Source organism: Micromonospora sp. NPDC002389 (assembly GCF_040296095.1).
Lineage (GTDB): Bacteria > Actinomycetota > Actinomycetes > Mycobacteriales > Micromonosporaceae > Micromonospora.
Map to the genome: position 1 here is coordinate 534,544 of NZ_JBEOWP010000003.1, position 22,512 is coordinate 557,055.

Consider the following 22,512-nt stretch of genomic DNA (forward strand, 5'->3'; position numbering starts at 1 on the left):
GGATAGCGTCGGAGCGTGGGTACGGATCCGAGGGACTGGCTGCGGCGGCACCCGCTGGCCGCGGACGGGCTGCTGGTCGTCGGGCTGGTGGTCGCGGAGGTCGTGCTCACCCTGCTGACGCCACGGGACTTCTGGCCCCGGCCAATCTTCGCCGCGATGGGCTGGAGCCTGGTGTGCGCCGCGCCCGTGCTGGTGCGCCGCACGGCACCGTGGCCGGCGGTGCTGGCCTCGCTGGCGACCCTGGCCCTGCCGCTCACGCTGGAGGTCTCCCCGGCGACGCAGAGCTTCACCTTCGTGGTGCTCACCTACACGATGGCCGCGTACCGGCCGGTGCGCCCGGCGGTGGTCGCGGCGGTGGTGCTCTGGCTGCCGGTGGCGCTGGTGGCCACGCTGACGCCCTTCGAGGCCATGCCGCAGGTCAACTCCGCCTACCTGGTGGCGAACAACCTCCTGATCGGCATCGTGTCGTTCTCGGTGGGCCGTACGGTGCACGCCCGGCGGGCCAGCACCCAGGCGCTGCGGGAGCGGGCCCGGATCGCCGAGGCCACCCAGCGCGCCCTGGCCGAGCAGGCGGTCGCCGACGAGCGGCGGCGCATCGCCCGGGAACTGCACGACGTGGTGGCCCACCACGTGAGCGTGATGGGCGTGCTGGCCACCGGGGTACGGCGGGTGCTGCGGCGTGACCCGGACGCCGCCGAGGAGGCGATCGGCACCATCGAGGAGACCAGCCGGGCCACCCTGCGGGAGCTGCGCCGGCTGCTCGACGTGCTGCGTACCGAGGCGGAGCCGGCGGCCGAGTTGGCCCCGCAGCCGGGGATCGCCGGCATCGAGGCGCTGGCCGAGCAGGTACGCGAGGCGGGTCTGCCGGTGACGCTGACGGTGCGGGGCGCGCCCGCCGCGTTGGCGGAGGGCGAGGCGCTGACCGTGTACCGGATCGTGCAGGAGGCGCTGACGAACGCGCTCAAGCACGCCGGTACGGCCACCGCGCAGGTCCGGGTGAGCTTCGCCGACGACGCGGTGGAGGTCGAGGTCACCGACACCGGTCGGGGCCCGACGCCGGACACCGACCGGGTCGGGCACGGATTGGTCGGGATGCGGGAGCGGGTCGCCCTCTACGGTGGTGTCCTGCGCACCGGCGCGCGGCCCGGCGGTGGTTACCGGGTGCACGCGAGGATCCCGGTGGAGACCCTGCTGGACGCCGGGACGTCCAGGTGACGGCGAACGTGGAGGACGAGATGACCGAAGCGACGCCGTCGCGCCGACCGATCCGCATCCTGCTCGCCGACGACCAGCCGCTGCTGCGTACCGGCTTCCGGATGGTGCTCGGCGCGGAGACCGACCTGGACATCGTGGCCGAGGCCGGCGACGGCGCGGAGGCGGTGGAGCTGTCCCGGCGGCTGCTGCCCGACGTGGTGCTGATGGACATCCGGATGCCCCGGATGGACGGGGTCACCGCGACCCGGGCCATCGTCGACGCACGGCTGCCGGTCCGGGTGCTGATCCTGACCACCTTCGACCTCGACGAGTACGTGGTGGGCTCGCTGCGGGCCGGCGCGAGCGGCTTCCTGGCCAAGGACGTACCGGCCGAGGACCTGGTCACCGCGATCCGTACGGTGGCCGCGGGCGACGCGGTGGTGGCCCCGCGCATCCTGCGTCGGCTGCTGGACCGCTTCGCCGAGGCCCTGCCCGACCCGGCGGCGGCGCCCCCGAAGGGCCTCAACACGCTGACCGAGCGGGAGCGGGAGGTGCTGGTGCAGGTCGCCCGAGGGCTGTCCAACGCGGAGATCGCCCGGGCGCTGACGGTGAGCGAGACCACCGTCAAGACCCACGTCGGGCACGTGCTGACCAAGCTCGGGCTGCGCGACCGGGTGCAGGCCGTGGTACTGGCGTACGAGTCGGGCCTGGTCCGGCCCGGCGCGTAACGCCCGCGTTGCATTGGTCACCTACAGTGACCGCCGGTGGCGGAAACGGGTTGACCCTCACCCGGCGGCACCGTTCACGATGATCTCGCCCGGCCGCGAGGGGGTGGCCGAGTGGCGCGGCGTCGGGGGCAACCCTGACGGCGCTTAGGGGGTACCCGCACCCGGAAATCCGCCTCGTCTCCGCCCGGAGTCGGACGGATCCGCGTCGGGCAGCACAGAAGATGGACTCGTGCCGGACCAGCGGGGGCGGCGCGATTCGAGACCGACGGAGAGGTACGAGACGTGACCGCTACGACAGGCCAGTCGGCACCGGCCGCAGCCCGGGCGAGCGATGTATGGAAGGTGTACGGCAGCGGCGAGGCCCAGGTCGTCGCGCTACGGGGGGTCAGCGCCGAGTTCGAGCGTGGCCGGTTCACGGCCATCATGGGCCCGTCCGGGTCCGGCAAGTCGACGCTGATGCACTGCCTGGCGGGGCTGGACACGGTCACCCGGGGGACGGTGCACGTCGGCGACACGACGGTCACCGGTCTCGGTGACTCGGGCCTGACGAAGCTGCGCCGGGACAAGATCGGCTTCATCTTCCAGCAGTTCAACCTGCTGCCCACGCTGACCGCCAAGGAGAACATCCTGCTGCCGCTGTCGATCGCCGGCCGCAAACCCGACCCGGCCTGGTACGACGTGGTGATCGACACGGTCGGCCTGCGGGATCGGCTGGACCACCGGCCGGCGCAGCTCTCCGGCGGTCAGCAGCAGCGGGTGGCGTGCGCCCGGGCGCTGGTGGCCCGCCCCGAGGTGATCTTCGCGGACGAGCCGACCGGCAACCTCGACTCGCGGGCCGGCGCGGAGGTGCTCAACTTCCTGCGCAACTCGGTGCGTGAGCACGGCCAGACCATCGTCATGGTGACCCACGACCCGACCGCCGCCGCGTACGCCGACCGGGTGGTGTTCCTCGCCGACGGTCAGATCGTCTCCGAGCTGATCGAGCCGACGGCCGACACGGTGCTGGACACGATGAAGAAGCTGGACACGCCCACCGAGGTGGCCGGCTGATGTTCCGGGCGACTCTGAAGAGCCTGCTGGCGCGGAAGGTCCGACTCGTCCTGTCCGGCCTGGCCGTGGTGCTCGGCGTCATGTTCGTCTCCGGCGCCTTCGTGCTCACCGACACGCTCGGGCGCACCTTCGACCAACTCTTCGCCGAGGCGTACGAGGAGGTCGACGTCAGCGTGTCGGCGAAGCCGAAGCTCGCGGTCAACGAGATGGAGGGCGAGCAGGTCCAGGCGCCCTTCCCGGCCGACACGGTGGAGACCGTCCGGGCGGTGCCGGGCGTGGCCGACGCCACCGGTGTGGTGGTCTCCGACGGAGCGCGGATGATCGGCAGCAACGGCAAGGTCGTCGCCTCCTTCGGGCCGCCGCAGCTCGGTGGCAACTGGCTCGGCGAGAGCGACCTGGTGCGGTTGCGCGAGGGGCGCGGGCCACAGGCCGACGACGAGATCGTGATCAACCAGTCGTTGGCGAACGCGGGCAAGGTCGCCGTCGGTGACCGGGTGGGCGTGCTCACGCTGAGCCCACGGCAGGACTTCACCATCGTCGGCGTCTTCGGCTACAGCGGTGACCGGGACTCCCTCGGTGGCGTCAACGAGGTCATGTTCACCACCCCGACGGCCCAACGGCTGATGCTCGGCGAGCCGGACGTGTTCAACAGCATCACGGTCACCTCCGCGTCGGGCGTCACCGACGACGCGTTGCGCGACAGCGTGGCCGCGGCGCTCGGCGACGACTACGTGGTCAAGACCGGCGAGCAGCTCTCCGCCGACGCCGCCGCCGGGCTGAAGGAGGGGCTGACCTTCTTCAACCGGATCCTGCTCGGCTTCGCCGCAGTGGCGCTGCTGGTCGGCACGTTCCTCATCCTGAACACGTTCTCGATCATCGTGGCCCAGCGGACCCGCGAGTTGGCGTTGCTGCGGGCGGTCGGTGCCAGCGGCAAGCAGATCATCGGCTCGGTGGTGCTGGAGGCGATCGCCGTCGGCCTGATCGCCTCGGTGCTCGGCCTGGCGGCCGGCTTCGGCGTCGGCGCGCTGCTGGCGTACCTGTTCAGCTCCGTCGCCGGTGGGCTGGAACTGACCGGGTTGAGCATGCCCGCCTCGGCGGTGATCGGCGCGTTCTCGGTCGGCCTGGTGATCACGGTGCTGGCGGCGCTGCTGCCGGCGCTGCGGGCCGCCCGGATCCCCCCGATCGCGGCGATGCAGGACGTGGCGACCCCGGACCGCCCACTGACCAAGATCACTATCGCCGGGGCGCTGGTGACCGGGATCGGTGCCGTCCTGCTCTTCCTCGGGCTGGGTGGTCACGCGGGCGGCAACACCCTGGCCACCATCCTCGGCGGCGTGCTGTTCGCGTTCATCGGGGTGGCCCTGCTGACGCCGCTGATCAGCAAGCCGGTGGTGGCGGCGCTCGGCTGGGTCTTCTCCGGTTGGGTGCCGGGCAAGCTGGGCCGGCTCAACTCCGGCCGCAACCCGCGCCGCACCGCGATCACCGCCGCCGCGCTGATGGTCGGTATCGCGCTGGTCACCGGCATCACGGTGATCCTGGACTCGGCCAAGAGCAGCATCAGTGGCCTGGCCCGGGACAGCATCAAGGCCGAACTGGTGATCGCCGGGGCGCAGAGCGGTCCCCGTCCGCCCACCTTCGACCCGGCGGTGCTCCAGGAGGCGAAGGCGATCCCCGGGGTACGCGTCGCCGACGGTCTCTACGGCGACCTGGCCATGGTCGACGACGAGCGCACCTTCGTCGGCGCGGTGACCGAGCCGGCCGCCCTGCGCCAGGTCTACAGCCTCAACGCCGCCGCCGGTGACATCGACCGGATCGGTGCGGGGCAGATGCTGGTCAGTGAGGAGACCGCGAAGGCGCGGGGGCTGTCGGTCGGTTCGACGACGTCGGTGCAGTTGGCCCGGGGCGAGCCGAGCACGTACACGGTGACCGGCATCTTCGAGGACACTCCCCTGTTCACCGGCGTGCAGATGGTGCTGCCGACGGAGGTCGCCCGCAACTTCACCGTGCCGCAGCCGAGCCAGGGATTCATCCAGCTCGAACCGGGCACGTCGGTCGCGGACGTCCAGCCGCGCATCGAGACGCTGCTGGCGGACAGCCCCGAGGTGTCGGTGGTCGACCTGAACGCCTTCGTGGAGCAGCAGGCCGGTCAGCTCGACACGTTGCTCACGATGATCCAGATCCTGCTGGCGCTGGCCATCGTGATCGCCGTACTCGGCATCATCAACACCCTGGCCCTGTCGGTGCTGGAACGGACCCGCGAGCTGGGCCTGCTGCGCGCCATCGGCCTGCGACGGTCGCAGACGATGGGCATGATCACCGTGGAGGCGGTGGTGATCTCGGTGTTCGGCGCGCTGCTCGGCGTGGTGGTCGGCACCGGCCTCGGTGCCGCGGTGGTCGAGGCGCTGCGCAGCGAGGGGATCAACAAGCTGGTGCTGCCCTGGGGCCAGATGGGACTCTTCCTCGGTCTGGCCGCGATCATCGGTGTGGTCGCCGCCGTCCTGCCGGCGATCCGGGCCGCCCGGATCAACGTCCTGGGCGCGATCGCCCACGACTGAGCGGCACGTCACGGGCCCCAACACCACGTCACCGTGGTGTCGGGGCCCGGTCGTTTCCGTTGTGCCGGCGTCAGGGCCGGTCGTTCCCGTGGCGCGGGTGTCAGGCCCGCGACCGCACCAGCAGCGCGGCGAGCAGGTCCAGGTCCGCGGTGAGCAGACTCTCCAGTTGGTGTACGCCGTCGCGCGGGCTCAGCGGCACCTCGGCCGGCACGGCCAGGACCGCCGCCCCGGCGGCGACCGCGCTGGCCACCCCGGTCGCCGAGTCCTCGATCGCCACACATTCCTCGATCGGTACGCCGAGCAGCCGCGCCGCCGTCAGGTACGGCTCCGGATGCGGCTTGGTGGAGTCGACCTCGTCACCGCAGACCACCACGTCGAAGCTGTCCCGGCTGAGGGTGTCCAGGGCGATCTCGACCAGGGCCCGGCCACTGGAGGTGACCAGCGCGGTCGGGATCCGGGCCTCCCGGACGGCGCCGAGCAGCGCCAGCGCGCCGGGACGCCACTGCAGGCCGGTGCGGAACAGCTCCAGGATGCGGGCGTTGATCCACTCGGCGCTCACCTGCGGATCCCGGTGCGGCTGCCTCAGGTCGTCGTGCAGGATACGCATCGAGTCGGCCATCCCGGTGCCGACGATCGCGCGACGGGCGTCGGCGGAGAGGGTGCCGCCGTAGCTCTCCGCGAGTTCCTGCAGGGCGACGTCCCACAACCGCTCGCTGTCGACCAGCGTGCCGTCCATGTCGAAGAGCACTGCGGCCGGTCGGGCGCTGCTCACCGGATCCTCCTCGGGTCGGGTACCCGGTCGATCCTTCCAGCCCGCCGGAGCCGCCTGTCGCGCGACGCCCGGCACGGTGACGTTCGTCAACCGAGATCGCAGGCGGCCAGGGAGCGCTCGTAACCCCGGAAGAACATCTCGGAGCGCTGCTCCGGGGTGCCGTGCGAGCCCTCGGCGAACCACGGCTGGCCGGGGTCGTCGCCGACGGCCAGCAGGCCCTCGTTGAACTCGTCCAGGTCACCCTCGTCGAGGGTCAGCGTGCCGGCGCGTACCGAGTCGCCGAGATAGGCCCCGGCCATGCAGTCGGCCTGCAACTCCTGCTGGATGGTGAACTCGTAGCGGATGCCGAGCCGGGTCTGGACACCGTGCGCGTACTCGTGCCCGAGCAGATAGAACACGAACGCGTCGCCGATCTGCCGGAACGCCCGGAACGACCAGTTGACGTCGTAGGCGATGTAGTCGCTGACGGTGCAGTAGACCGCGTTGTTGCGGGGCACCTCCTGCCCGCCGCAGGAGATCTCACCGTCCCGCTCGTACGGGATGATCCGGCGGATCGGCTGGAACGACCGGCCGGAGGCCCGGAAGTACTCGGCCCAGTACCGTTCGGCGAGGCGCGTGGCGTCGGCCATGTCCTGCTCGAACTCCTCGACCGTGTCGGTGCCGTCTGCCCGGGTCACCTCGGTGCTCGGCGACGCCGGTGCCGGTGGCTCGGCGGGCCCGGTCGGTGCGGCCACCGGCTCCACCATGCACGCGGTGGCCGCCACCAGCGCCACCGCCAGACCGGCGAGCCTTCCCCGGCTTCGCTGCCCCGCACCTACCCGCACCCTGTGCCTCCCGCCTCGACGCCGGACCAGTACCCCGACGGTAGGACCGTCACGCCCGTCACCGTCTGGTACGCCGTACCGGCCGGTCCGGTTCACCTGATCCTTAGCGCCGGGCGCGACGTGACCTCAGGGCTGGCAACGTGGCTGCCGCAGGCTGGGCCGCAGGGCTGGCGACGTGGCCGCAGGGACTTTCGGTCTGGCCTCAAGAGTCACGGCGTGACCTCAGTGGCTCGCAGCCTGGCCTCAGGGGCTGGCGGCGAGGAAGACGAAGGCGGCCAGCAGCACCAGGTGCACCCCGCCCTGTAGGAGGGTGGCCCGACCCGGCACCACGGTCAGCACGCCGGTGACCACGGTCAGCGCGAGCAGGGTCACCTGGGTGCCGCCCAGGCCGAGCAGCAGCGGCCCCTCCAGCCAGATCGAGGCGATCGCGATCGCCGGGATGGTCAGCCCGATGCTGGCCATCGCCGAGCCGAGCGCGAGGTTCAGGCTGATCTGCACCCGGTCCCGGCGGGCCGCGCGGGCGGCGGCGAGCGTCTCCGGCAGCAGCACCAGCAACGCGATGATGACGCCGACGAACGCCGGCGGCAGGTTCACCGCGGCCACGCCCGCCTCGATCGCCGGGGAGACCGACTTGGCGTCGCCGACCACGGCCACCAGGGCGACCAGCAGCAGCCCGAGGCTCGCCATGGCCTGCCGGGTCGACGGCGGATCGGCGTGTGCCTCCTCCGGCAACACCTCCCCCTCGCTGCCGACGGGCAGGAAGTAGTCCCGGTGGCGGCCGGTCTGCACCATCACGAACAGCGCGTAGAGCGCGAGCGACACCACCGCCGCGAAGGTGAGCTGGGCCGGGCTGAACTGCGGGCCGGCGCGGCCGATGGTGAACGTCGGCACCACCAGGCACAACGTGGCGAGGGTGGCCACGGTGGCCAGCGCACCGCCGGTTCCCTCCGGGTTGAACACGGCCAGCCGGCGGCGCAGCGCGCCGATGAGCAGCGACAGGCCGAGGATGCCGTTGCAGGTGATCATCACGGCGGCGAAGACGGTGTCCCGGGCCAGCGACTCGGTCTTCTCCCCGCCGCTGATCATCAGCGTGACGATCAGCGCCACCTCGATGACGGTGACGGCCACCGCCAGCACCAACGACCCGTACGGCTCGCCGACCTTGTGCGCGACCACCTCGGCGTGGTGCACGGCCGCCAGCACCGCGCCGGCCAGGAAGAGCGCCACCACGACGACCATCACGCCGGTGAGCTTGCGGTCCCAGGTCAGCCCCAGCACCAGGAGCGCGGCGATGGGCACCGAGACGGTCCAGGTGGTCATGGCGCGGCGCAACGCGAGCATGATCTGGATCCTGCCAGCAATAATGATCATGAGCGGCGAACCGGCGAAGACTCCCCCGACCGCGCCCGGCCCTGATGTTAGGAAGGGACCCTTCCTATACCGGAGGCGTTAGTAGGGGGCCCTTCCTTGCACGCAGCCCTCACTCGACCCGCGCGTCGACGGGGCCGAGCCGCAGCACGCCGTCGGTCAGCGGCGTGCAGCGCACGCCGCCCTTCCCGCGCAGCCCGCGCCACGCGCCGGGACCGATCGTCACGTCCATCCAGGCGCACGGGTGCGCCGGCCGGTTGACCCGGAGCCGGACCGGTCCCTGCCCCGAGTCCAGCACCAGCACCGACCCGACCAGGCCGTCCACGTCGACACCGTGGATCAGGACGTTGCGCCGGACCTGCGCCAGCCCCGCGCCGGGCGGCAACGACTCGACCGCGATGACGGTCACGCTCGCCCCACGGTGCGCCGGCTTGCCGAAGTAACGGTCGCCCACGATGCCCAGCTCCGCGCGTACCCGGATCTCGTCGACCAACTCGCCGTCGGGCGCGGGCGCCGGCCCGTCCGAGGGCCGCCCCACGTAACGGTGCGTGGGCGAGGCCAGCAGCTCGACGATCTCCGGCATGGCACGACTGTACGGGCGGGCGACGCCTACCCGTTGCTGACCGGTGGGTCCGGTCGGGTCGACCGCCGACGTCGGACGGCCAGCACTACACCGGCGACGACACCGGCACCCGCCAGCCCCCACGCCGCCAGTTGGCCGAGTGCGACAGCCCGAGGGCCATACATTCGAGGCGGATCACCGGCCGCCAGGTCCCAGTTCGCCACCGCGGTGCAGGTCACCTCGTAACGGCCTGCCGGCTCGGCGCTGAGCAGCAGCAGCCCGTGCCACAGTATGCCGTCGACCGTCCGCTCGATGTCGGTGTCGAGCAGGCGCAGCTCGGAGTACGCCTCGATCTCCGGACCGCCTGCTGCGGACACGGCACAACTGACGTCCTGCCCGTTCGATTCCACACCACTGCCCCACACCATCGTCTTCTTCGACGAGAGGTGGAGGATTACCGGTTGCCCCACCGCGAACCGCTGTCCCAGATCGCCTCCGGAGTCGGGCAGAAACCTCGACAGGCCGACGACGCCCAGCAGTACGGTGCCGGCGGCGAGGACCGCCGCGACGACGAGTCGACGGTGAGGCCGCCGCGACCCGACGGGGGCGGTGGAAGGATCGGGCAGCATCAGGAGATTATGGCGACACCTGGAACACCACGACACATCACATTGTCGTCGGACTCGACGCGCTGACCCGATGGACGACGCCCCCACCGTCGGAGCTGCCGCCCGCGACCGGGTGAGGTGACCGCGCGGGCCGCTCGTACTTTGGGCCGATCCGGCGGAGCCGTCCCGTTCCTACGATGGATGCGTGTCCGGTCTGCTGCGCTCGGTGTGGGAGGAACCCGCCCCGCCCGGCGCGCCGCGTCGTGTGTGGCGGGACTGGCTGCTGCTCGCGATCCTCGCGCCGGTCGCGCTCGTCGAGGGGCTCGTCCGGCCCGATCTGGCCTGGCGACCGCTGTCGGTGGCCGTGGCGGTGGCGCTGACGGCCACGGTGCTCTGGCGCCGGACCCGGCCGCTGCCGATGGTCGCGCTCGCCTTCGGCATCTGCGGGCTGGTTCCGCTGCTGACCGACCGGGACGCTCTCCAACAGGACGTCCTGGCCTTCGTCCTGCTGCTGGTGTACGCCCTGTTCCGCTGGGGCTCCGGGCAGGAGGTCGTGCTCGGCGGCGTGATCGTGGTGGGCAAGCTGGGACTGTGGACCGCCGCCGGTCAGGCCGGTCTCGCGGACACCGTCGCCGCCTTCGTCGTCCTGTTCGCGGCCGCCACGCTGGGCACCAGCGTGCGGTACCGGGCGCGGGCCCGGCAGCGCGAGCTGGACCAGGTCACGCTGCTCGAACGGGAACGGCTCGCCCGCGACCTGCACGACACCGTCGCGCACCACGTGTCGGCGATGGCGATCCGGGCCCAGGCCGGGCTCGCCGTGGCGGCCACCCACCCGCAGGCGGCGATCGAGGCGTTGCAGCTCATCGAGGCCGAGGCGTCGCGGGCGCTGGCCGAGATGCGCGGCCTCGTCCGGGTGCTGCGGACCGACGAGCCCGCCGCACTGGCGCCCACGCCGCGCATCGCGGACCTGGCCGAGTTCGCGGCGGACGCACCGGACGGCCCGGTCGTGGAGGTGCAGATCGTCGGCGACGCCGGCGGCCTCGCGCCGTCCGTGGACCGCGCGGTCTACCGGCTCGTGCAGGAGTCGGTCACCAACGCCCGCCGGCACGCGCGGCACGCGACCCGCATCCGGGTACGCGTCGAGGTGGACGACGCCTCGGTACGGCTCCGTGTCAGCGACGACGGCGAGAGCCCGGCCGGACCGCTTCCCGGTTCCGGGTACGGACTCGCCGGGATGGCCGAACGCGCGGCACTGCTAGGCGGCAGTTGTGCCGCCGGACCCGGTCCCGAACAGGGGTGGATCGTCGACGCGGTGCTGCCCCGGGCCGGGGCAGCCGCGTGACCCGACCGACCACCGGACGACCGAACCCGTCCGGCGACGACGGCGACCGGCGGATCCGGGTGGCCGTCGCGGACGACCAGGAGATCATCCGGAGCGGACTCACGATGATCCTCGACGCCCAGCCGGGCATCGAGGTCGTCGGTACGGCCGCCGACGGCCACCACGCTGTGGAACTGGCCCGGCGGCTGCGTCCGGACGTGTGCCTGTTCGACATCCGGATGCCCGGTGTGGACGGTATCGAGGCGACCCGACGGCTCGCCGGGCCCCGGGTCACCGAACCGCTCGCCGTCGTCGTCATCACCACCTTCGACCTCGACGAGTACGTCTATGCCGCGCTGCGCGCCGGAGCCCGGGGGTTCCTGCTCAAGGACGCCGGCACGGCGCTGCTGACCCAGGCGGTACGTGCCGCGGCCGACGGTGACGCGCTCATCGCGCCCAGCGTCACCACCCGCCTGTTGCACGCCTTCGCCGACGCCGGACCGGCCGCGCCGCCCCGGCAACCCGTCGACCCGCTCACCGAACGGGAGGAGCAGATCCTGACGGCGGTGGCCCGGGGACGGACCAACAGCGAGATCGCGGGCGAGTTCCACGTCAGTCTCAGCACGGTGAAGACGCACGTGGCGAGTCTGATGGCCAAGCTCGGCGCACGGAACCGGGTGGAGATCGCCATCTGGGCGTACGAGACGCACCGGGTACGCGGCCGGTAGCACTCCCCCGGTCGGCGCGGCCGCCGTAAGTACGAGCATCGGCTCACTCCGAGGACCGACGGGGCCCGAGCCCATGCACCGATGAGTTCGCGCCGTCGCGAACCCAGCATCGATTCATGTCCACGAACCGGTTCCTCCGCAGACACGAGTGGGCGATACCCACCGGCCTGATCCTGCTCGCCCTCGTCCCGGTGGTCGCCGGGGCCGTCCGGACCGTCGAGCTGTCCGGCGATCCGACGGTGACGCCCGGCAACGCCCGCTTCGTCGCCGACCCGGTGCCGGTGCTGGTGCACATCGTCACGGCGAGCGTGTACTGCCTGCTGGGTGCCTTCCAGTTCATGCCCGGCTTCCGGCGTCGGCGACCGGGATGGCACCGCGTCGCGGGTCGGCTGCTGGTGCCGGCCGGGATCCTCGCCGCGCTCTCCGGCATGTGGATGGCCGCGTTCTATCCCCTCATGCCCATCGACGGTGCGTTCCTCATCGGGCTGCGGCTGTTCTTCGGCGGCGCGATGGCCGGCTGCATCGTCCTCGGCCTCCACGCGATCCTGCGGCGGGACGTCAGCCGGCACCGCGCGTGGATGATCCGTGGGTACGCCATCGGTCAGGGCGCCGGCACCCAGTTCCTGACCCACCTGCCGTGGCTCGTGGTCGCCGAACCGCCGGGCGAGTTGACCCGGGCGTGGCTGCACGCCGCCGGCTGGCTGATCAATCTTGCGGTGGCCGAGTGGATCATCCGCCACGGGTCGGCGGCGCCTGCCGGTCCCGGCCGCCCGTCGGCGCCGGCGTCGCCCGCGTCGGTGGACTCCGGGGCGGCGACCGACACGGACCGTGGCGGGCCGAGAACGCCGCTGAGACCGGCCGGCCGATTCAGCCCATGGACTTCGCGCCGTCGATCGCCTCTCGGATGATGTCGGCGTGCCCGGCGTGCTGCGACGTCTCGGCGATGACGTGCAGCAGCACCCGTCGGGCCGTCCAGCGGGCACCCGGCTCGAACCAGGGTGCGGCGGGCAGCGGCTGGCTGACGTCCAGGTCTGGCAGGCTCCGGACCAGCTCGTCGGTGCGGGCCGCGACATCGTCGTACGTGGCGAGCAGGCCGGCCAGGGTCTCGCCCGGCAGCAGCCGGAACGACTGCGCATGGCGCTCGTGGACGGCGGGGTCGGTGTGGTCCGGCGCCTCGGCCGGGCCGTCGACGATGAAGTCGGCCCAGCCTCGTTCGACGTCCGCGACGTGCTTGATCAGGCCGCCGATGCACAGCTCACTGACCGTGCTGCACGTCGCCGCCTGCGCGTCGGTCAACTCCCGCGCGGTGTTGCGCAGGAAGAAGCGTTGCTGACGCAGGGCCTGCAGCAGGTCCGCGCGTTCCGGCGACAGGCTGCTCTCGGGCTGTGGGCTGCTCTCGGGCTGTGGGCTGCTTCCCGCCACGGCTGGTCCCTTCGTCGGCGTCCACCCGACGCTATCGGTGACCACCGACAACTTCCGGGACGTTCGGACGGGCGGGACCGCGCCGCGGCTACCGGCGGCCGGTCAGCACCTCGCGCATCCGGTTGATCTCGACGCCCTGCTCGACGACGACGCTGCTGGCGAACTCGTTGATGATGATGTCGGTGCCCAGCGTCAGGACCTCGTTCGCCATCGCGATGGCGCCCTGGTGGTGCTCGGTCATCATCGTGACGAACATCCGGTCGAACTCGGCGCCACGGGCGGCGGTCAGCCGGTTCAGCGCCTCCGCCGTCTGCATGCCGGCCATCTCGTGCCGGTGCCCGTCGCCGGAGTTGCGGTCCAGCCCCCGGTCGGTCAACCAGGTCTCCAGGGTCTTGATCTCCGGGTCCTGGGCAGCCAGGATCCGGTCCGCGATGATCTTCAGGTTCGAGTTCTCGGCCCGGTCACCGACCAGTTTGGCCATCACCAGGGCCTGCTCGTGGTGCGGGATCATCATGGTGACGAAGCGGGTGTCGGCGTTGTTGTGCGGAGGCCGGGCCATCGGCGACATCTCGTTGGCCGACAGGGTCTTCGCCGGCTCGCCGGGGCCGCCCGGCATCAGCACCGGTGCGGTGGCGTCCGGGATGCCGGGCAGGTCGAGCGGCGGTGGCTCGTTCGTCTGCGCCGTCGGCGCGGGGGGCTCGCTGTCCGGCCACGACACGGCCACCGCGATCCCGACGGCCAGCACCGCGAGCACGGCCAACTCGATCAGCACAAGCTTCCGGGACTGCCGCAGCAGCCCACGGATCCGCACACCTAGCACAACTCGACTCCCGCCGTTCACAGTTGGCCGGGATGGTAGCGCGGGCCTGAGCTGCGACGGGAGGGTTGCGAACGACAGAACGATCGTTTAGCCCCACCTGCGGCAGTTTGCGCCGGGGCATCGGCGGTCGTGTTGCTAAACCGTGACCACATGGCCGACGATCGAGCACCCACCGCAGGGTTAACCTCCGCTAACCCTGCACATCCCTGACGAAGGGTGTTCCTACATGTTCAGACCGACCCCACGAGGGAGCCGAAGGCTGGGAATCAGCCTGGCCGCCACAGGTGCCCTTCTCGTCGCGGGCGTCGCGGTGGCGCCATCGAGCAGCGCCGCCGAGACCGCCGCGAACACCATCCCGGCCGTCGACGAGATCGTCAGCAGCCCGAACCTCACCCAGATCGCCAACGTCCCGAAGTTCGGCGGGTTCGCCAGCGAGGCCGCGTACAACTCGGACCTGGCGTTCCAGGACAACCACGTCATCGCCGGCAACTACAACGGGTTCAGCATCTTCGACGTCAGCAACCCGGCCTCACCCCAGGTGGTCAGCCAGGTCGTCTGCGTCGGAGCGCAGGGTGACCCGTCGGTCTACGGGAACCTGCTGTTCCTCGCGGTCGACTCGCCCCGCAGCGACGACTCGTGCAGCAGCAACGCCGGCTCGGTGGCCCAGCAGAGCGCCTGGGAGGGCGTCCGGATCTTCGACATCAGCGACAAGGCGAACCCGCGCTACATCAAGTCGGTCCGTACCGACTGCGGGTCGCACACCCTGACGCTGGTGCCGAGCAAGGACGACAAGAGCGTCTACGTGTACGTCCAGTCGTACAGCCCGTCGAACAACGCGTTCTACTGCAAGCCGCCGCACGACAAGATCTCCATCATCGACGTGCCGCTGGACAACCCGACCAGCGCCTCCGTGGTCGCCACCCCGGTCCTCTTCCCGGACGGCGGCAACACCAACACCAGCGGCTGCCACGACATCACCGCCTACCCGGACCTGGACCTGGCCGCCGGCGCCTGCATGGGTGACGGCGTCCTGATGGACATCTCCGACCCGGTGAACCCGGTGGTCCTGAGCCAGGTGCGCGACACCAACTTCGCGTTCTGGCACTCGGCCACGTTCAACAACGCCGGCACCAAGGTCGTCTTCACCGACGAGCTCGGCGGCGGCAGCGGTGCCATCTGCACCCCGGCCTACCGGGCCAACCAGGGCGCGAACGCGCTGTACGACATCGTCGGCTCCGGTGCCGACCGTCGACTGGTCTTCAAGAGCTACTTCAAGATCCCGCGGGAGAACTCCGCCCTCGAGAACTGTGTGGCGCACAACGGCTCGCTGATCCCGGCGATGGGCCGCGACATCATGGTCCAGGCGTGGTACCAGGGTGGCATCTCGGTCATCGACTTCACCGACTCGGCCAACCCGGTCGAGATCGCCTTCTGGGAGCGGGGCCCGCTGTCGGACACCCGTCGGATCCTCGGCGGCGCCTGGTCGACGTACTACCACAACGGTTACATCTACTCCAACGACATCCAGAAGGGACTTGACGTCCTCAAGTTGGACGACCCGCTGACGAACAACGCCCGCGCGGTCGTCGCCTTCGACGAGCTGAACGTGCAGACCCAGCCCAGCTACCCGGAGTGCACCACCGTCCTGCGCGGTCGGCACAACGGCAGCATGACGATCTCCTCCGGCATCACCTGCATGGACGGGGTCACCCAGAACGGCGCCATCAAGGTCAACCCGGGTGCCGGTCTGATCGTGTTCAACTCGAACCTGAACGGCGCGATCCACGCGCACAACGCCTCGGTGGTCTCGATCGTGGAGAGCCGGGTCAACGGTTCGGTGAACGCCATCGGCGCGACCATCCGTGACACCAAGGTCAACGGGTCGGTGCGGACGAGCTGATCCGCACACCCCGTAGGCAGCACCACCTCCGGCCCGGCGGTCTCCGCCGGGCCGGAGCCCGTCCCAGCCCGGGGACGGCGGGTGACCTACCGGACCGGGCCTGTCGGAGCGGCCTGTTACGGTCTCGCCGCCATCGCGGTCAGGTCGGAGGTTGAGAGTGTTCAGAACGCACGTGTCGTCGTTCGCCGGGCTTCCGGTGCTCCCGTTCACATCGGGAATGGAGGTGCCGGCGGATCCGTCGGCGGTGGCCTGGCGGCTGGAGGTGGGGGAACTCGGCGACGAGCCCGAGCCCGAGGAGTTCGTCGCCCTGGTCGAAGCGATGCTCGAGGAGGTCCCGGCCGAGTCGGTCCGCGCCGTCGTGGTGGGCGAGTGGGGGATGGCCTACGAACGGCCGCTGCCGGTGGAACTCCTGGTCGACGCGGCGTCCCGGTGGACCGGGCTCCGGGCGCTCTTCCTCGCCGACCTGCTCTCCGAGCAGTGCGAGCTCTCCTGGCTGACCCACGACGACATCACCGGGCTGCTGGCGGCCTACCCGCAGTTGGAGACGCTGTGGGTGCGCGGCGGCGAGGGCCTGCGGTTGGAAGCCGTCAAGCACGCCGGCCTGCGGGATTTGCGGTTCGAGTCCGGTGGTCTGCCCGGCGCGGTGGTGCGGGCGGTCGGCGAGTGCGACCTGCCGGCCCTGGAGCGGCTGGACATGTGGCTGGGCCGATCGGACTACGGCGGCGACGCCACCCTCGACGACCTCGCCCCGCTGCTCGCCGGTGCCGGAACGCCGGAGCTGCGGCGGTTGGGATTGCGCAACGCCGAGATCGCCGACGTGGTCGCCAGAGTGGTCGCCACCGCACCGGTGGTGCCCCGGCTCTCGGTGCTCGACCTGTCGATGGGCAACCTCACCGACAAGGGTCTGGAGGCGCTCCTGGCCGGGCAGCCGCTGACCCACCTGACCGAGCTCGACCTGCACCACCACTACCTGTCCGAGCAGGCGCAACAGCGGGTCGTCGCGGCCCTGCCCGGCGTACGCGTGGACGTGTCCGAGGGACGTACCCCGGACGTGTTCAACGGCCGCACCTACCGCTTCACCGCAGTCGGGGAGTGAGCAGACATGACGTTCTCTTCGCACGTCGCCGAGTTCGCCGGCCGTCCGGTGGTCGAGTTTCCGCTTGAGGGGCCGCTGCCGACCGTGACCGGCCCGGTCTCGTGGCGCGTCACCCATCCGGAGTTCGACGACGACAAGGAAGGCGCGCTCTCCAAGGAGTTCGCCGCCACCTTCGAGCGATTCGTCGCGCAGGTCGGCGACACGGTGGAGTCACTGGTCATCGGCGCCTGGGGGTACGCGGCCTTCAACCCCGCGCCGATCGCACAGATCTGCGCGGCGGCCGATCGACTGCCGGCACTGCGGGCACTGTTCCTCGGTGACATGATCTTCGAGGAGTGCGAGGTCTCCTGGATGAAGGTCGGCGACGTCAGTCCGCTGCTGACGGCGTTCCCGGACCTGGAGGTGCTGTGGGTGCGCGGGGGCGAGGAGTTCAACTTCTCCCCCGTCCAGCACGCCAACCTCCGCGAACTGGTGGTGCAGAGCGGCGGGCTGTCCCGCGAGTTCGTCCGCGCGGTGCTCGACTCCGACCTGCCCGAGCTGGCCGACCTCGAACTGTGGCTCGGCACCGACGACTACGGCGGCACCACCGAGCTGGCGGACCTCGCCCCGCTGCTGGCCGACGAGCGTTTCCCGGCGCTGCGCCGCCTGGGCCTGTGCAACTCGATGATCACCGACGACATCGCGGTGGCCCTGGCGACCGCGCCCGTGGTGCGCCGCCTGGAGGTGCTGGACCTGTCCAACGGCACTCTCGGCGACGAGGGGGCGGAGGCGCTGCTCGCCGGTCAGCCGCTGACCCACCTGACGGTGCTGGACCTGCACCACCACTACCTCTCCGCGGAGGTCGCCGCGTCGGTGGTCGCCGCCCTGCCGGACGTCCGGGTGAACGTCTCCGACCCGCAGGAGGCGGACGAGGAGGACGACGGCGAGAGCTACCGCTACACGGCGGTGTCGGAGTGACATGCGGTTGACCGTGGTCGGCAATCCCGGCAACCGTCGGGTGTCGATGTTCACCGACGCGGTGCTGGCCGCCGGTCTGCCCCGGCCCGAGGTGCTGCCCTGGGTCGAGGTGCTGACCGGGGCCGCACCGCCCCCGGCCGGCACGCTGGTGCGGGTGGACTCGCCCGGGGAGGACGCCCGGGTCGACCAGTTGCTGCGCCGGTCGGCCACCGTCGCGCGGCACGGCGAACTGGTCGGCCTCGCCGACGCGTACGCCGGTCTGGTGGACGGCATGGCCCGGGTGTCCGCAGGCGGCGCAACCCTGCTCAACCCGCCGGAGGACGTCGCGGTGCTCTGCGACAAGCGGCGCTGCCACGCGCGGCTGGCGGCGGCCGGGGTGCCGGTGCCGGACGCGCTGCCGCAGGTCGGTGGCTACGCCGAGCTGCGGTCGGCGATGGCGCAGGCCGGTTGGGGCCGGGTGTTCGTCAAGCCGGCGCACGGCTCCTCGGCCGCCGGGATCATCGCGTTGGCGGTCGGCACCGGCCGGGTGCAGGCGGTCACCACCATCGAGCACACCCCCGAGGCGCTGTTCAACTCGCTGCGGTTACGCCGCTACACCGACGAGACGCAGGTCGCGGCCATCGTGGACCGGCTCGCGCCGGAGGGTCTGCACGTGGAGCGGTGGCTGCCCAAGGCCGGGATCGGTGACCGGGTGGTCGACCTGCGGGTGCTGGTGATCGCCGGTCGGCCGGACCACGTGGTGGTCCGGGCGGCGCACGGGCCGCTGACCAACCTGCACCTGGGCAACGCGCGCGGTGATCTCGACGAGGTACGGCGGGCGGCCGGGACCCGGCAGTGGTCGGCCGCGATGGAGACGTGCGAGCGGGTGGCCGCCTGCTTTCCCGACTCGCTGCACGTCGGCGTGGACCTGATGTTCCTGGTCGGTTGGCGGCGGCACGCGGTGGCCGAGGTCAACGCCTTCGGTGACCTGCTGCCCGGGGTGCTGGCCGACGGCCGGGACAGCTACGCCGCTCAGGTGCACGCGCTGACCGAGGGCGGGTGGCGTCCCGGGCGGGCGCGCACGGTCTCGCCGGAGGTGGTCGGATGCGGAGCCTGATCGGTGGCCACGACCTGCTGCTGGTCACCCTCGACACGCTGCGCTACGACGTGGCGGCCGAGCTGGCGGCGGCAGGCCGGACGCCGCACCTGACGCGGGCGTTGCCGGGCGGCCGGTGGGAACGCCGGCACTCCCCGGCCAGCTTCACCTACGCCGCGCACCACGCCTTCTTCGCCGGTTTCCTGCCCACGCCGGTGCCCCCGGGGCGACACGAACGGCTGTACGCGGCGGCCTTCCCGGGCAGCGAGACCTCCGGTGCCGACACGTGGGTGTTCGACGCGCCGGACCTGCCGAGCGCGCTCGCCGACGTCGGCTACCACACGCTGTGCCTGGGCGGCGTCGGCTTCTTCAACCGACGCAGCCCGCTCGGGGCGGTCCTGCCGGGGCTGTTCCGCGAGGCGCACTGGGAGCCGGAGTTCGGCGTCACGTCGCCCACCTGCGTGGACGCCCAGCTCGACCGGTTGGCGACGGTGGTGGCCGACCTGCCGCCGACCCGGCCGTTGTTCACCTTCCTCAACGTGGCCGCCCTGCACCAGCCGAACCGGCACCACCTGCCCGGCGCCGAGGAGGACGACCGGGCCAGTCACGCCGCCGCCCTGGAGTACGTGGACGGCCGGATGGAGCGACTGTTCGGCCTGGTCACCGGCCGAGGGCGGCCGGTGTTCACGATCATCTGCTCCGACCACGGCACCGCGTACGGCGAGGACGGGCACACCGGGCACCGGATCGGCCACGACGTGGTGTGGACCGTCCCGTACGCGCACTTCACCCTGCACCCTGGAGAATGGTGACCAGCACCGACGCGAGTCTTGACGGCTCGCCGTACCAGCAGTATCTCTACGCCTACCCGCACAAGACCTCGTACCGGGCGTTGCACCCCCGCCCGTCGTTGACCGACGTGTGGCGGGACCAGGCACGGGACGCCCTCTTCCTCTATCTGCACGTGCCGTTCTGCGAGATGCGCTGCGGCTTCTGCAACCTGTTCACCCGGGCCAACGCACCCGCCGAGCAGGTCACCGCCTACCTGCGGCAGCTTCGTCGGCAGGCCGAGCAGGTCGCCGAGGCGCTCGGCGGCTCGACCGGGTACGCCCGCGCGGCCTTCGGCGGCGGCACCCCCACCCATCTGACCGCCGACGAGCTGACCGAGCTGTTCGACATCGCCACCACGACCCTCGGGGCGCGGCTGCCCGGCGTACCGCTGTCGGTGGAGACGTCACCGGCCACCGCGACGCCGGACCGGCTCGCGGTGCTGGCCGCGTACGGCACCACCCGGGTCAGCATCGGGGTACAGAGCTTCCTCGACGTCGAGGCCCGCGCCGCCGGTCGACCGCAACGGCGCACGGAGGTGGAGAAGGCGCTGGCGGCGATCCGCGACGCTCGTGTCCCGGTGCTCAACATCGACCTGATCTACGGCATCGACGGGCAGACGGCCGACACCTGGCGGGAGAGCCTCGACGCGGCGTTGGCCTGGCGTCCCGAGGAGCTGTACCTCTACCCGCTCTACGTCCGGCCGCTCACCGGTCTGGGCCGGCGCACGCACGCCCGCGCGGACTGGGACGCGCAGCGCCTCGCGCTCTACCGGCAGGCCGTGGAGACGCTCGGCGCGGCCGGCTACCGGCAGGAGTCGATGCGCCAGTTCCGCCGGGCCGACGTGCCGGCCCCGGACGGCCCCGACTACTGCTGCCAGGACGACGGCATGGTCGGTCTGGGGTGCGGTGCCCGCTCGTACACCACCGCGCTGCACTACTCCTTCGACTACGCGGTCAGCGTCTCGCAGGTGCGCGCGGTGCTCGACGACTACCTGGCCCGACCGGCCGACGACTTCCGGTACGCCGAGTTCGGGTACCACCTCGACGGCACCGAGCAGCGCCGTCGGTGGCTGCTGAAGTCGCTGCTGCGCGTCGACGGGGTCGACCCGGACGCCTACCGGGCCCGGTTCGGTCGCCTGCCGGGTGAGGACTTCCCGCAGCTCGACCGGCTGGTCGAGCGGGGCTGGGCCACCGACGGCGGGCTCCGCCTCACCCCCTCCGGGCTGGCCCGGTCGGACGCCGTCGGCCCCTGGTTGACCTCCGCCGAGGTGCAGCACGCAATGGCCGGGTACGTGCTGCGATGAACCTGGCGATCCTCTACCGTGGCCCGCTGGCGAGCTGCAACTACGACTGCCCGTACTGCCCGTTCGCCAAGCGCCGTGACCCGCCGGAGCTGCTCCGCGCCGACCGGGAGGCGTTGGCGCGGTTCACCGACTGGGTGGGCGCGACCACCGACGTCCGGCTGTCGGTGCTGTTCACGCCCTGGGGCGAGGGCTTGACCCGGCGCTGGTACCGGGACGCGATGGTGTCGCTGTCCCACCTGCCGCACGTGGAGCGGGTGGTCATCCAGACCAACCTGGCGGCCCGGGTGGACTGGCTCGCCGAGGCCGACCCGAGCGCCGCCGCGCTCTGGACCACGTACCACCCGGGGCAGGTCACCCGGGAGCGGTTCCTGCGACGCTGCGCCCGCCTGTCCGAGCTGGGTGTCCGGTACTCGGTCGGGGTGGTCGGGCTGCCCGAGCACCTGGCCGAGGCGCGGGCGCTGCGGTCCCTGCTGCCCGACGAGGTCTATCTGTGGGTCAACGCCGCCGAGGGACGTCGCTACGACGCCGCCGAGGAGGCGACCTGGACGGAGGTGGACCCACACTTCGGCTACAGCGTGCGTCCGCACCTGTCCCTGGACCGGCCCTGCCACGCCGGGGAGACCGCGATCTCCGTGCGCGGCGACGGCACGGTCCGCCGCTGCCACTTCATCGACACCCCGATCGGCAACCTGTACGACGGGTCGTGGCGGACCGCGCTGGCACCCCGGCCGTGCAGCAACGCGATCTGCGACTGCCACATCGGCTACGTCCACCTCAAGCCGCTGGGGTTGCGGGACGTCTTCGCGGGCGGGGTGCTGGAACGTATCCCGGCCGGGTGGCCGGGAAGGCCGGCCGGGTCGGTCTGACCAGGAACGTCACCGCCGACGGTGCACACTCCGGAGCGCCGCTGCGATCAGGGTCGGGTCGCCATCCGGCGGGTCAGTTCGGTAGCCCGGAACGCCGCGACCTGACGGGCCTGTCCCGCCACGAAGCGCCGCAGCAGCAGCGGGGCACCGGCGGTGACCGACTCCCGGATCCGCGTACCGCCGGTCTCGGCCGTCAGGTCGACCACCGCGCGCAGCCAGACCCACCCCGGGCTCCGCACGTCGCTGACGATCTGGCTGCCGGGCCGGGTCGCCACCATCCGTACCCGGATGGGGTTGTCCCAGCGCAGCGGGCCGACCATCCGAAACCGTTCGACGGCGACGTAGTCGGTGACCGCGCGGCCGTCGGCGTCCCGGTCGGTCCGCACGTCGGAGACCGCCACGATCAGCGGCGACAAGCCGATGTAGCTGTGCGGGTCGGTCAGGTGGCGGTAGACCTCGTCCGGCGACGCGGCGACGACACAGCTCGTCTCGAACGTGATCGACGGTCTCCGATCATCGGGCACGCCTCATC

At 71.7% G+C, this 22,512-nt stretch carries 21 protein-coding genes and 1 pseudogene; 14 read left to right on the plus strand and 8 right to left on the minus strand.

Annotated features, from left to right (window positions below):
- Positions 1-15: 15 nt before the first annotated feature.
- From ABT008_RS08605 to ABT008_RS08620, 4 genes are all read left to right on the plus strand, one after another.
- Positions 16-1,215, plus strand: coding sequence for a sensor histidine kinase (locus ABT008_RS08605; protein ID WP_350694820.1), 1,200 nt, complete (start codon positions 16-18; stop codon positions 1,213-1,215).
- Between the two features lie 20 nt (positions 1,216-1,235).
- On the plus strand, positions 1,236-1,922 hold the full coding sequence (locus ABT008_RS08610) for a response regulator (protein ID WP_350694955.1): 687 nt from the start codon (positions 1,236-1,238) through the stop codon (positions 1,920-1,922).
- Between the two features lie 282 nt (positions 1,923-2,204).
- A complete protein-coding gene (locus ABT008_RS08615) occupies positions 2,205-2,972 on the plus strand; it encodes an ABC transporter ATP-binding protein (protein WP_350694821.1) in 768 nt (255 codons plus the stop codon).
- The gene (locus tag ABT008_RS08620) at positions 2,972-5,527 is read left to right on the plus strand and encodes an ABC transporter permease (RefSeq protein WP_350694823.1); all 2,556 of its coding nucleotides are present in this window, start codon (positions 2,972-2,974) and stop codon (positions 5,525-5,527) included. Before ABT008_RS08615 ends, ABT008_RS08620 begins: the two co-directional genes overlap by 1 nt.
- 100 nt (positions 5,528-5,627) lie before the next feature.
- Here the strand turns inward: ABT008_RS08620 and ABT008_RS08625 are convergent, their stop codons facing one another.
- The 5 genes from ABT008_RS08625 to ABT008_RS08645 form a co-directional block, all read right to left on the minus strand.
- Complete coding sequence (locus ABT008_RS08625) at positions 5,628-6,275, minus strand: HAD family hydrolase (protein WP_350694957.1); 648 nt, start codon at positions 6,273-6,275, stop codon at positions 5,628-5,630.
- A gap of 110 nt (positions 6,276-6,385) precedes the next feature.
- Positions 6,386-7,123 (minus strand): neutral zinc metallopeptidase, encoded by a 738-nt coding sequence (locus tag ABT008_RS08630; RefSeq protein ID WP_350694824.1) that lies wholly within the window; start codon positions 7,121-7,123, stop codon positions 6,386-6,388.
- Between the two features lie 243 nt (positions 7,124-7,366).
- Positions 7,367-8,464: a calcium:cation antiporter gene (locus ABT008_RS08635; RefSeq protein ID WP_350694825.1), complete on the minus strand. Its 1,098-nt coding sequence runs from the start codon at positions 8,462-8,464 to the stop codon at positions 7,367-7,369.
- Between the two features lie 139 nt (positions 8,465-8,603).
- Positions 8,604-9,074, minus strand: a complete 471-nt coding sequence (locus tag ABT008_RS08640) for a molybdenum cofactor biosysynthesis protein (protein ID WP_350694827.1) — start codon at positions 9,072-9,074, stop codon at positions 8,604-8,606.
- Positions 9,075-9,100: 26 nt separating this feature from the next.
- Positions 9,101-9,682: a hypothetical protein gene (locus ABT008_RS08645; protein ID WP_350694829.1), complete on the minus strand. Its 582-nt coding sequence runs from the start codon at positions 9,680-9,682 to the stop codon at positions 9,101-9,103.
- Between the two features lie 184 nt (positions 9,683-9,866).
- On the opposite strand from ABT008_RS08645, the gene ABT008_RS08650 reads away from it, so the two are divergent.
- The 3 genes from ABT008_RS08650 (at position 9,867) to ABT008_RS08660 (ending at position 12,618) form a co-directional block, all read left to right on the plus strand.
- Entirely contained in the window at positions 9,867-11,003 is a 1,137-nt protein-coding gene (locus ABT008_RS08650; RefSeq protein ID WP_350694830.1) for a sensor histidine kinase, read from the plus strand.
- Positions 11,004-11,107: 104 nt separating this feature from the next.
- Positions 11,108-11,710, plus strand: a complete 603-nt coding sequence (locus ABT008_RS08655) for a response regulator (protein WP_502890378.1) — start codon at positions 11,108-11,110, stop codon at positions 11,708-11,710.
- Between the two features lie 116 nt (positions 11,711-11,826).
- Positions 11,827-12,618, plus strand: a complete 792-nt coding sequence (locus ABT008_RS08660) for a DUF2306 domain-containing protein (protein ID WP_350694834.1) — start codon at positions 11,827-11,829, stop codon at positions 12,616-12,618.
- Here ABT008_RS08660 and ABT008_RS08665 read toward each other — a convergent pair.
- Entirely contained in the window at positions 12,578-13,132 is a 555-nt protein-coding gene (locus ABT008_RS08665; protein ID WP_350694835.1) for a DinB family protein, read from the minus strand. The two genes, ABT008_RS08660 and ABT008_RS08665, sit on opposite strands and share 41 nt — an antisense overlap.
- 88 nt (positions 13,133-13,220) lie before the next feature.
- Entirely contained in the window at positions 13,221-13,943 is a 723-nt protein-coding gene (locus ABT008_RS08670; protein ID WP_350694837.1) for a DUF305 domain-containing protein, read from the minus strand.
- A gap of 235 nt (positions 13,944-14,178) precedes the next feature.
- Between ABT008_RS08670 and ABT008_RS08675 the strand changes: the two are divergent.
- The 7 genes and pseudogenes from ABT008_RS08675 to ABT008_RS08705 all read left to right on the plus strand — a co-directional run.
- A pseudogene (locus ABT008_RS08675) lies at positions 14,179-15,570 on the plus strand (LVIVD repeat-containing protein); the annotation flags it as partial.
- A 439-nt stretch (positions 15,571-16,009) separates the two neighbouring features.
- Complete coding sequence (locus tag ABT008_RS08680; RefSeq protein ID WP_350694839.1) at positions 16,010-16,948, plus strand: STM4015 family protein; 939 nt, start codon at positions 16,010-16,012, stop codon at positions 16,946-16,948.
- A gap of 6 nt (positions 16,949-16,954) precedes the next feature.
- On the plus strand, positions 16,955-17,905 hold the full coding sequence (locus ABT008_RS08685; RefSeq protein WP_350694840.1) for an STM4015 family protein: 951 nt from the start codon (positions 16,955-16,957) through the stop codon (positions 17,903-17,905).
- Between the two features lies 1 nt (position 17,906).
- Positions 17,907-19,001, plus strand: coding sequence for an STM4014 family protein (locus tag ABT008_RS08690; protein WP_350694842.1), 1,095 nt, complete (start codon positions 17,907-17,909; stop codon positions 18,999-19,001).
- Entirely contained in the window at positions 18,989-19,792 is an 804-nt protein-coding gene (locus ABT008_RS08695; RefSeq protein ID WP_350694843.1) for an STM4013/SEN3800 family hydrolase, read from the plus strand. Before ABT008_RS08690 ends, ABT008_RS08695 begins: the two co-directional genes overlap by 13 nt.
- Positions 19,789-21,114, plus strand: a complete 1,326-nt coding sequence (locus tag ABT008_RS08700; protein WP_350694845.1) for an STM4012 family radical SAM protein — start codon at positions 19,789-19,791, stop codon at positions 21,112-21,114. The genes ABT008_RS08695 and ABT008_RS08700 overlap by 4 nt, the downstream gene beginning before the upstream one ends.
- On the plus strand, positions 21,111-21,980 hold the full coding sequence (locus ABT008_RS08705; protein WP_350694847.1) for an STM4011 family radical SAM protein: 870 nt from the start codon (positions 21,111-21,113) through the stop codon (positions 21,978-21,980). The genes ABT008_RS08700 and ABT008_RS08705 overlap by 4 nt, the downstream gene beginning before the upstream one ends.
- A 47-nt stretch (positions 21,981-22,027) precedes the next feature.
- Here the strand turns inward: ABT008_RS08705 and ABT008_RS08710 are convergent, their stop codons facing one another.
- A complete protein-coding gene (locus ABT008_RS08710) occupies positions 22,028-22,504 on the minus strand; it encodes an SRPBCC family protein (RefSeq protein WP_350694849.1) in 477 nt (158 codons plus the stop codon).
- Positions 22,505-22,512: the final 8 nt, after the last annotated feature.

Excerpts from the sequence above, each read along its gene's own strand:
- ABT008_RS08610 (WP_350694955.1), top strand. The coding sequence starts at position 1,236 with ATGACCGAAGCGACGCCGTCGCGCCGACCGATCCGCATCCTGCTCGCC.
- ABT008_RS08620 (WP_350694823.1), top strand. The coding sequence starts at position 2,972 with ATGTTCCGGGCGACTCTGAAGAGCCTGCTGGCGCGGAAGGTCCGACTC.
- ABT008_RS08635 (WP_350694825.1), bottom strand. The coding sequence starts at position 8,464 with ATGCTCGCGTTGCGCCGCGCCATGACCACCTGGACCGTCTCGGTGCCC.
- ABT008_RS08640 (WP_350694827.1), bottom strand. The coding sequence starts at position 9,074 with ATGCCGGAGATCGTCGAGCTGCTGGCCTCGCCCACGCACCGTTACGTG.
- ABT008_RS08645 (WP_350694829.1), bottom strand. The coding sequence starts at position 9,682 with ATGCTGCCCGATCCTTCCACCGCCCCCGTCGGGTCGCGGCGGCCTCAC.
- ABT008_RS08655 (WP_502890378.1), top strand. The coding sequence starts at position 11,108 with ATGATCCTCGACGCCCAGCCGGGCATCGAGGTCGTCGGTACGGCCGCC.
- ABT008_RS08660 (WP_350694834.1), top strand. The coding sequence starts at position 11,827 with ATGTCCACGAACCGGTTCCTCCGCAGACACGAGTGGGCGATACCCACC.
- ABT008_RS08685 (WP_350694840.1), top strand. The coding sequence starts at position 16,955 with ATGACGTTCTCTTCGCACGTCGCCGAGTTCGCCGGCCGTCCGGTGGTC.
- ABT008_RS08690 (WP_350694842.1), top strand. The coding sequence starts at position 17,907 with ATGCGGTTGACCGTGGTCGGCAATCCCGGCAACCGTCGGGTGTCGATG.
- ABT008_RS08695 (WP_350694843.1), top strand. The coding sequence starts at position 18,989 with ATGCGGAGCCTGATCGGTGGCCACGACCTGCTGCTGGTCACCCTCGAC.
- ABT008_RS08705 (WP_350694847.1), top strand. The coding sequence starts at position 21,111 with ATGAACCTGGCGATCCTCTACCGTGGCCCGCTGGCGAGCTGCAACTAC.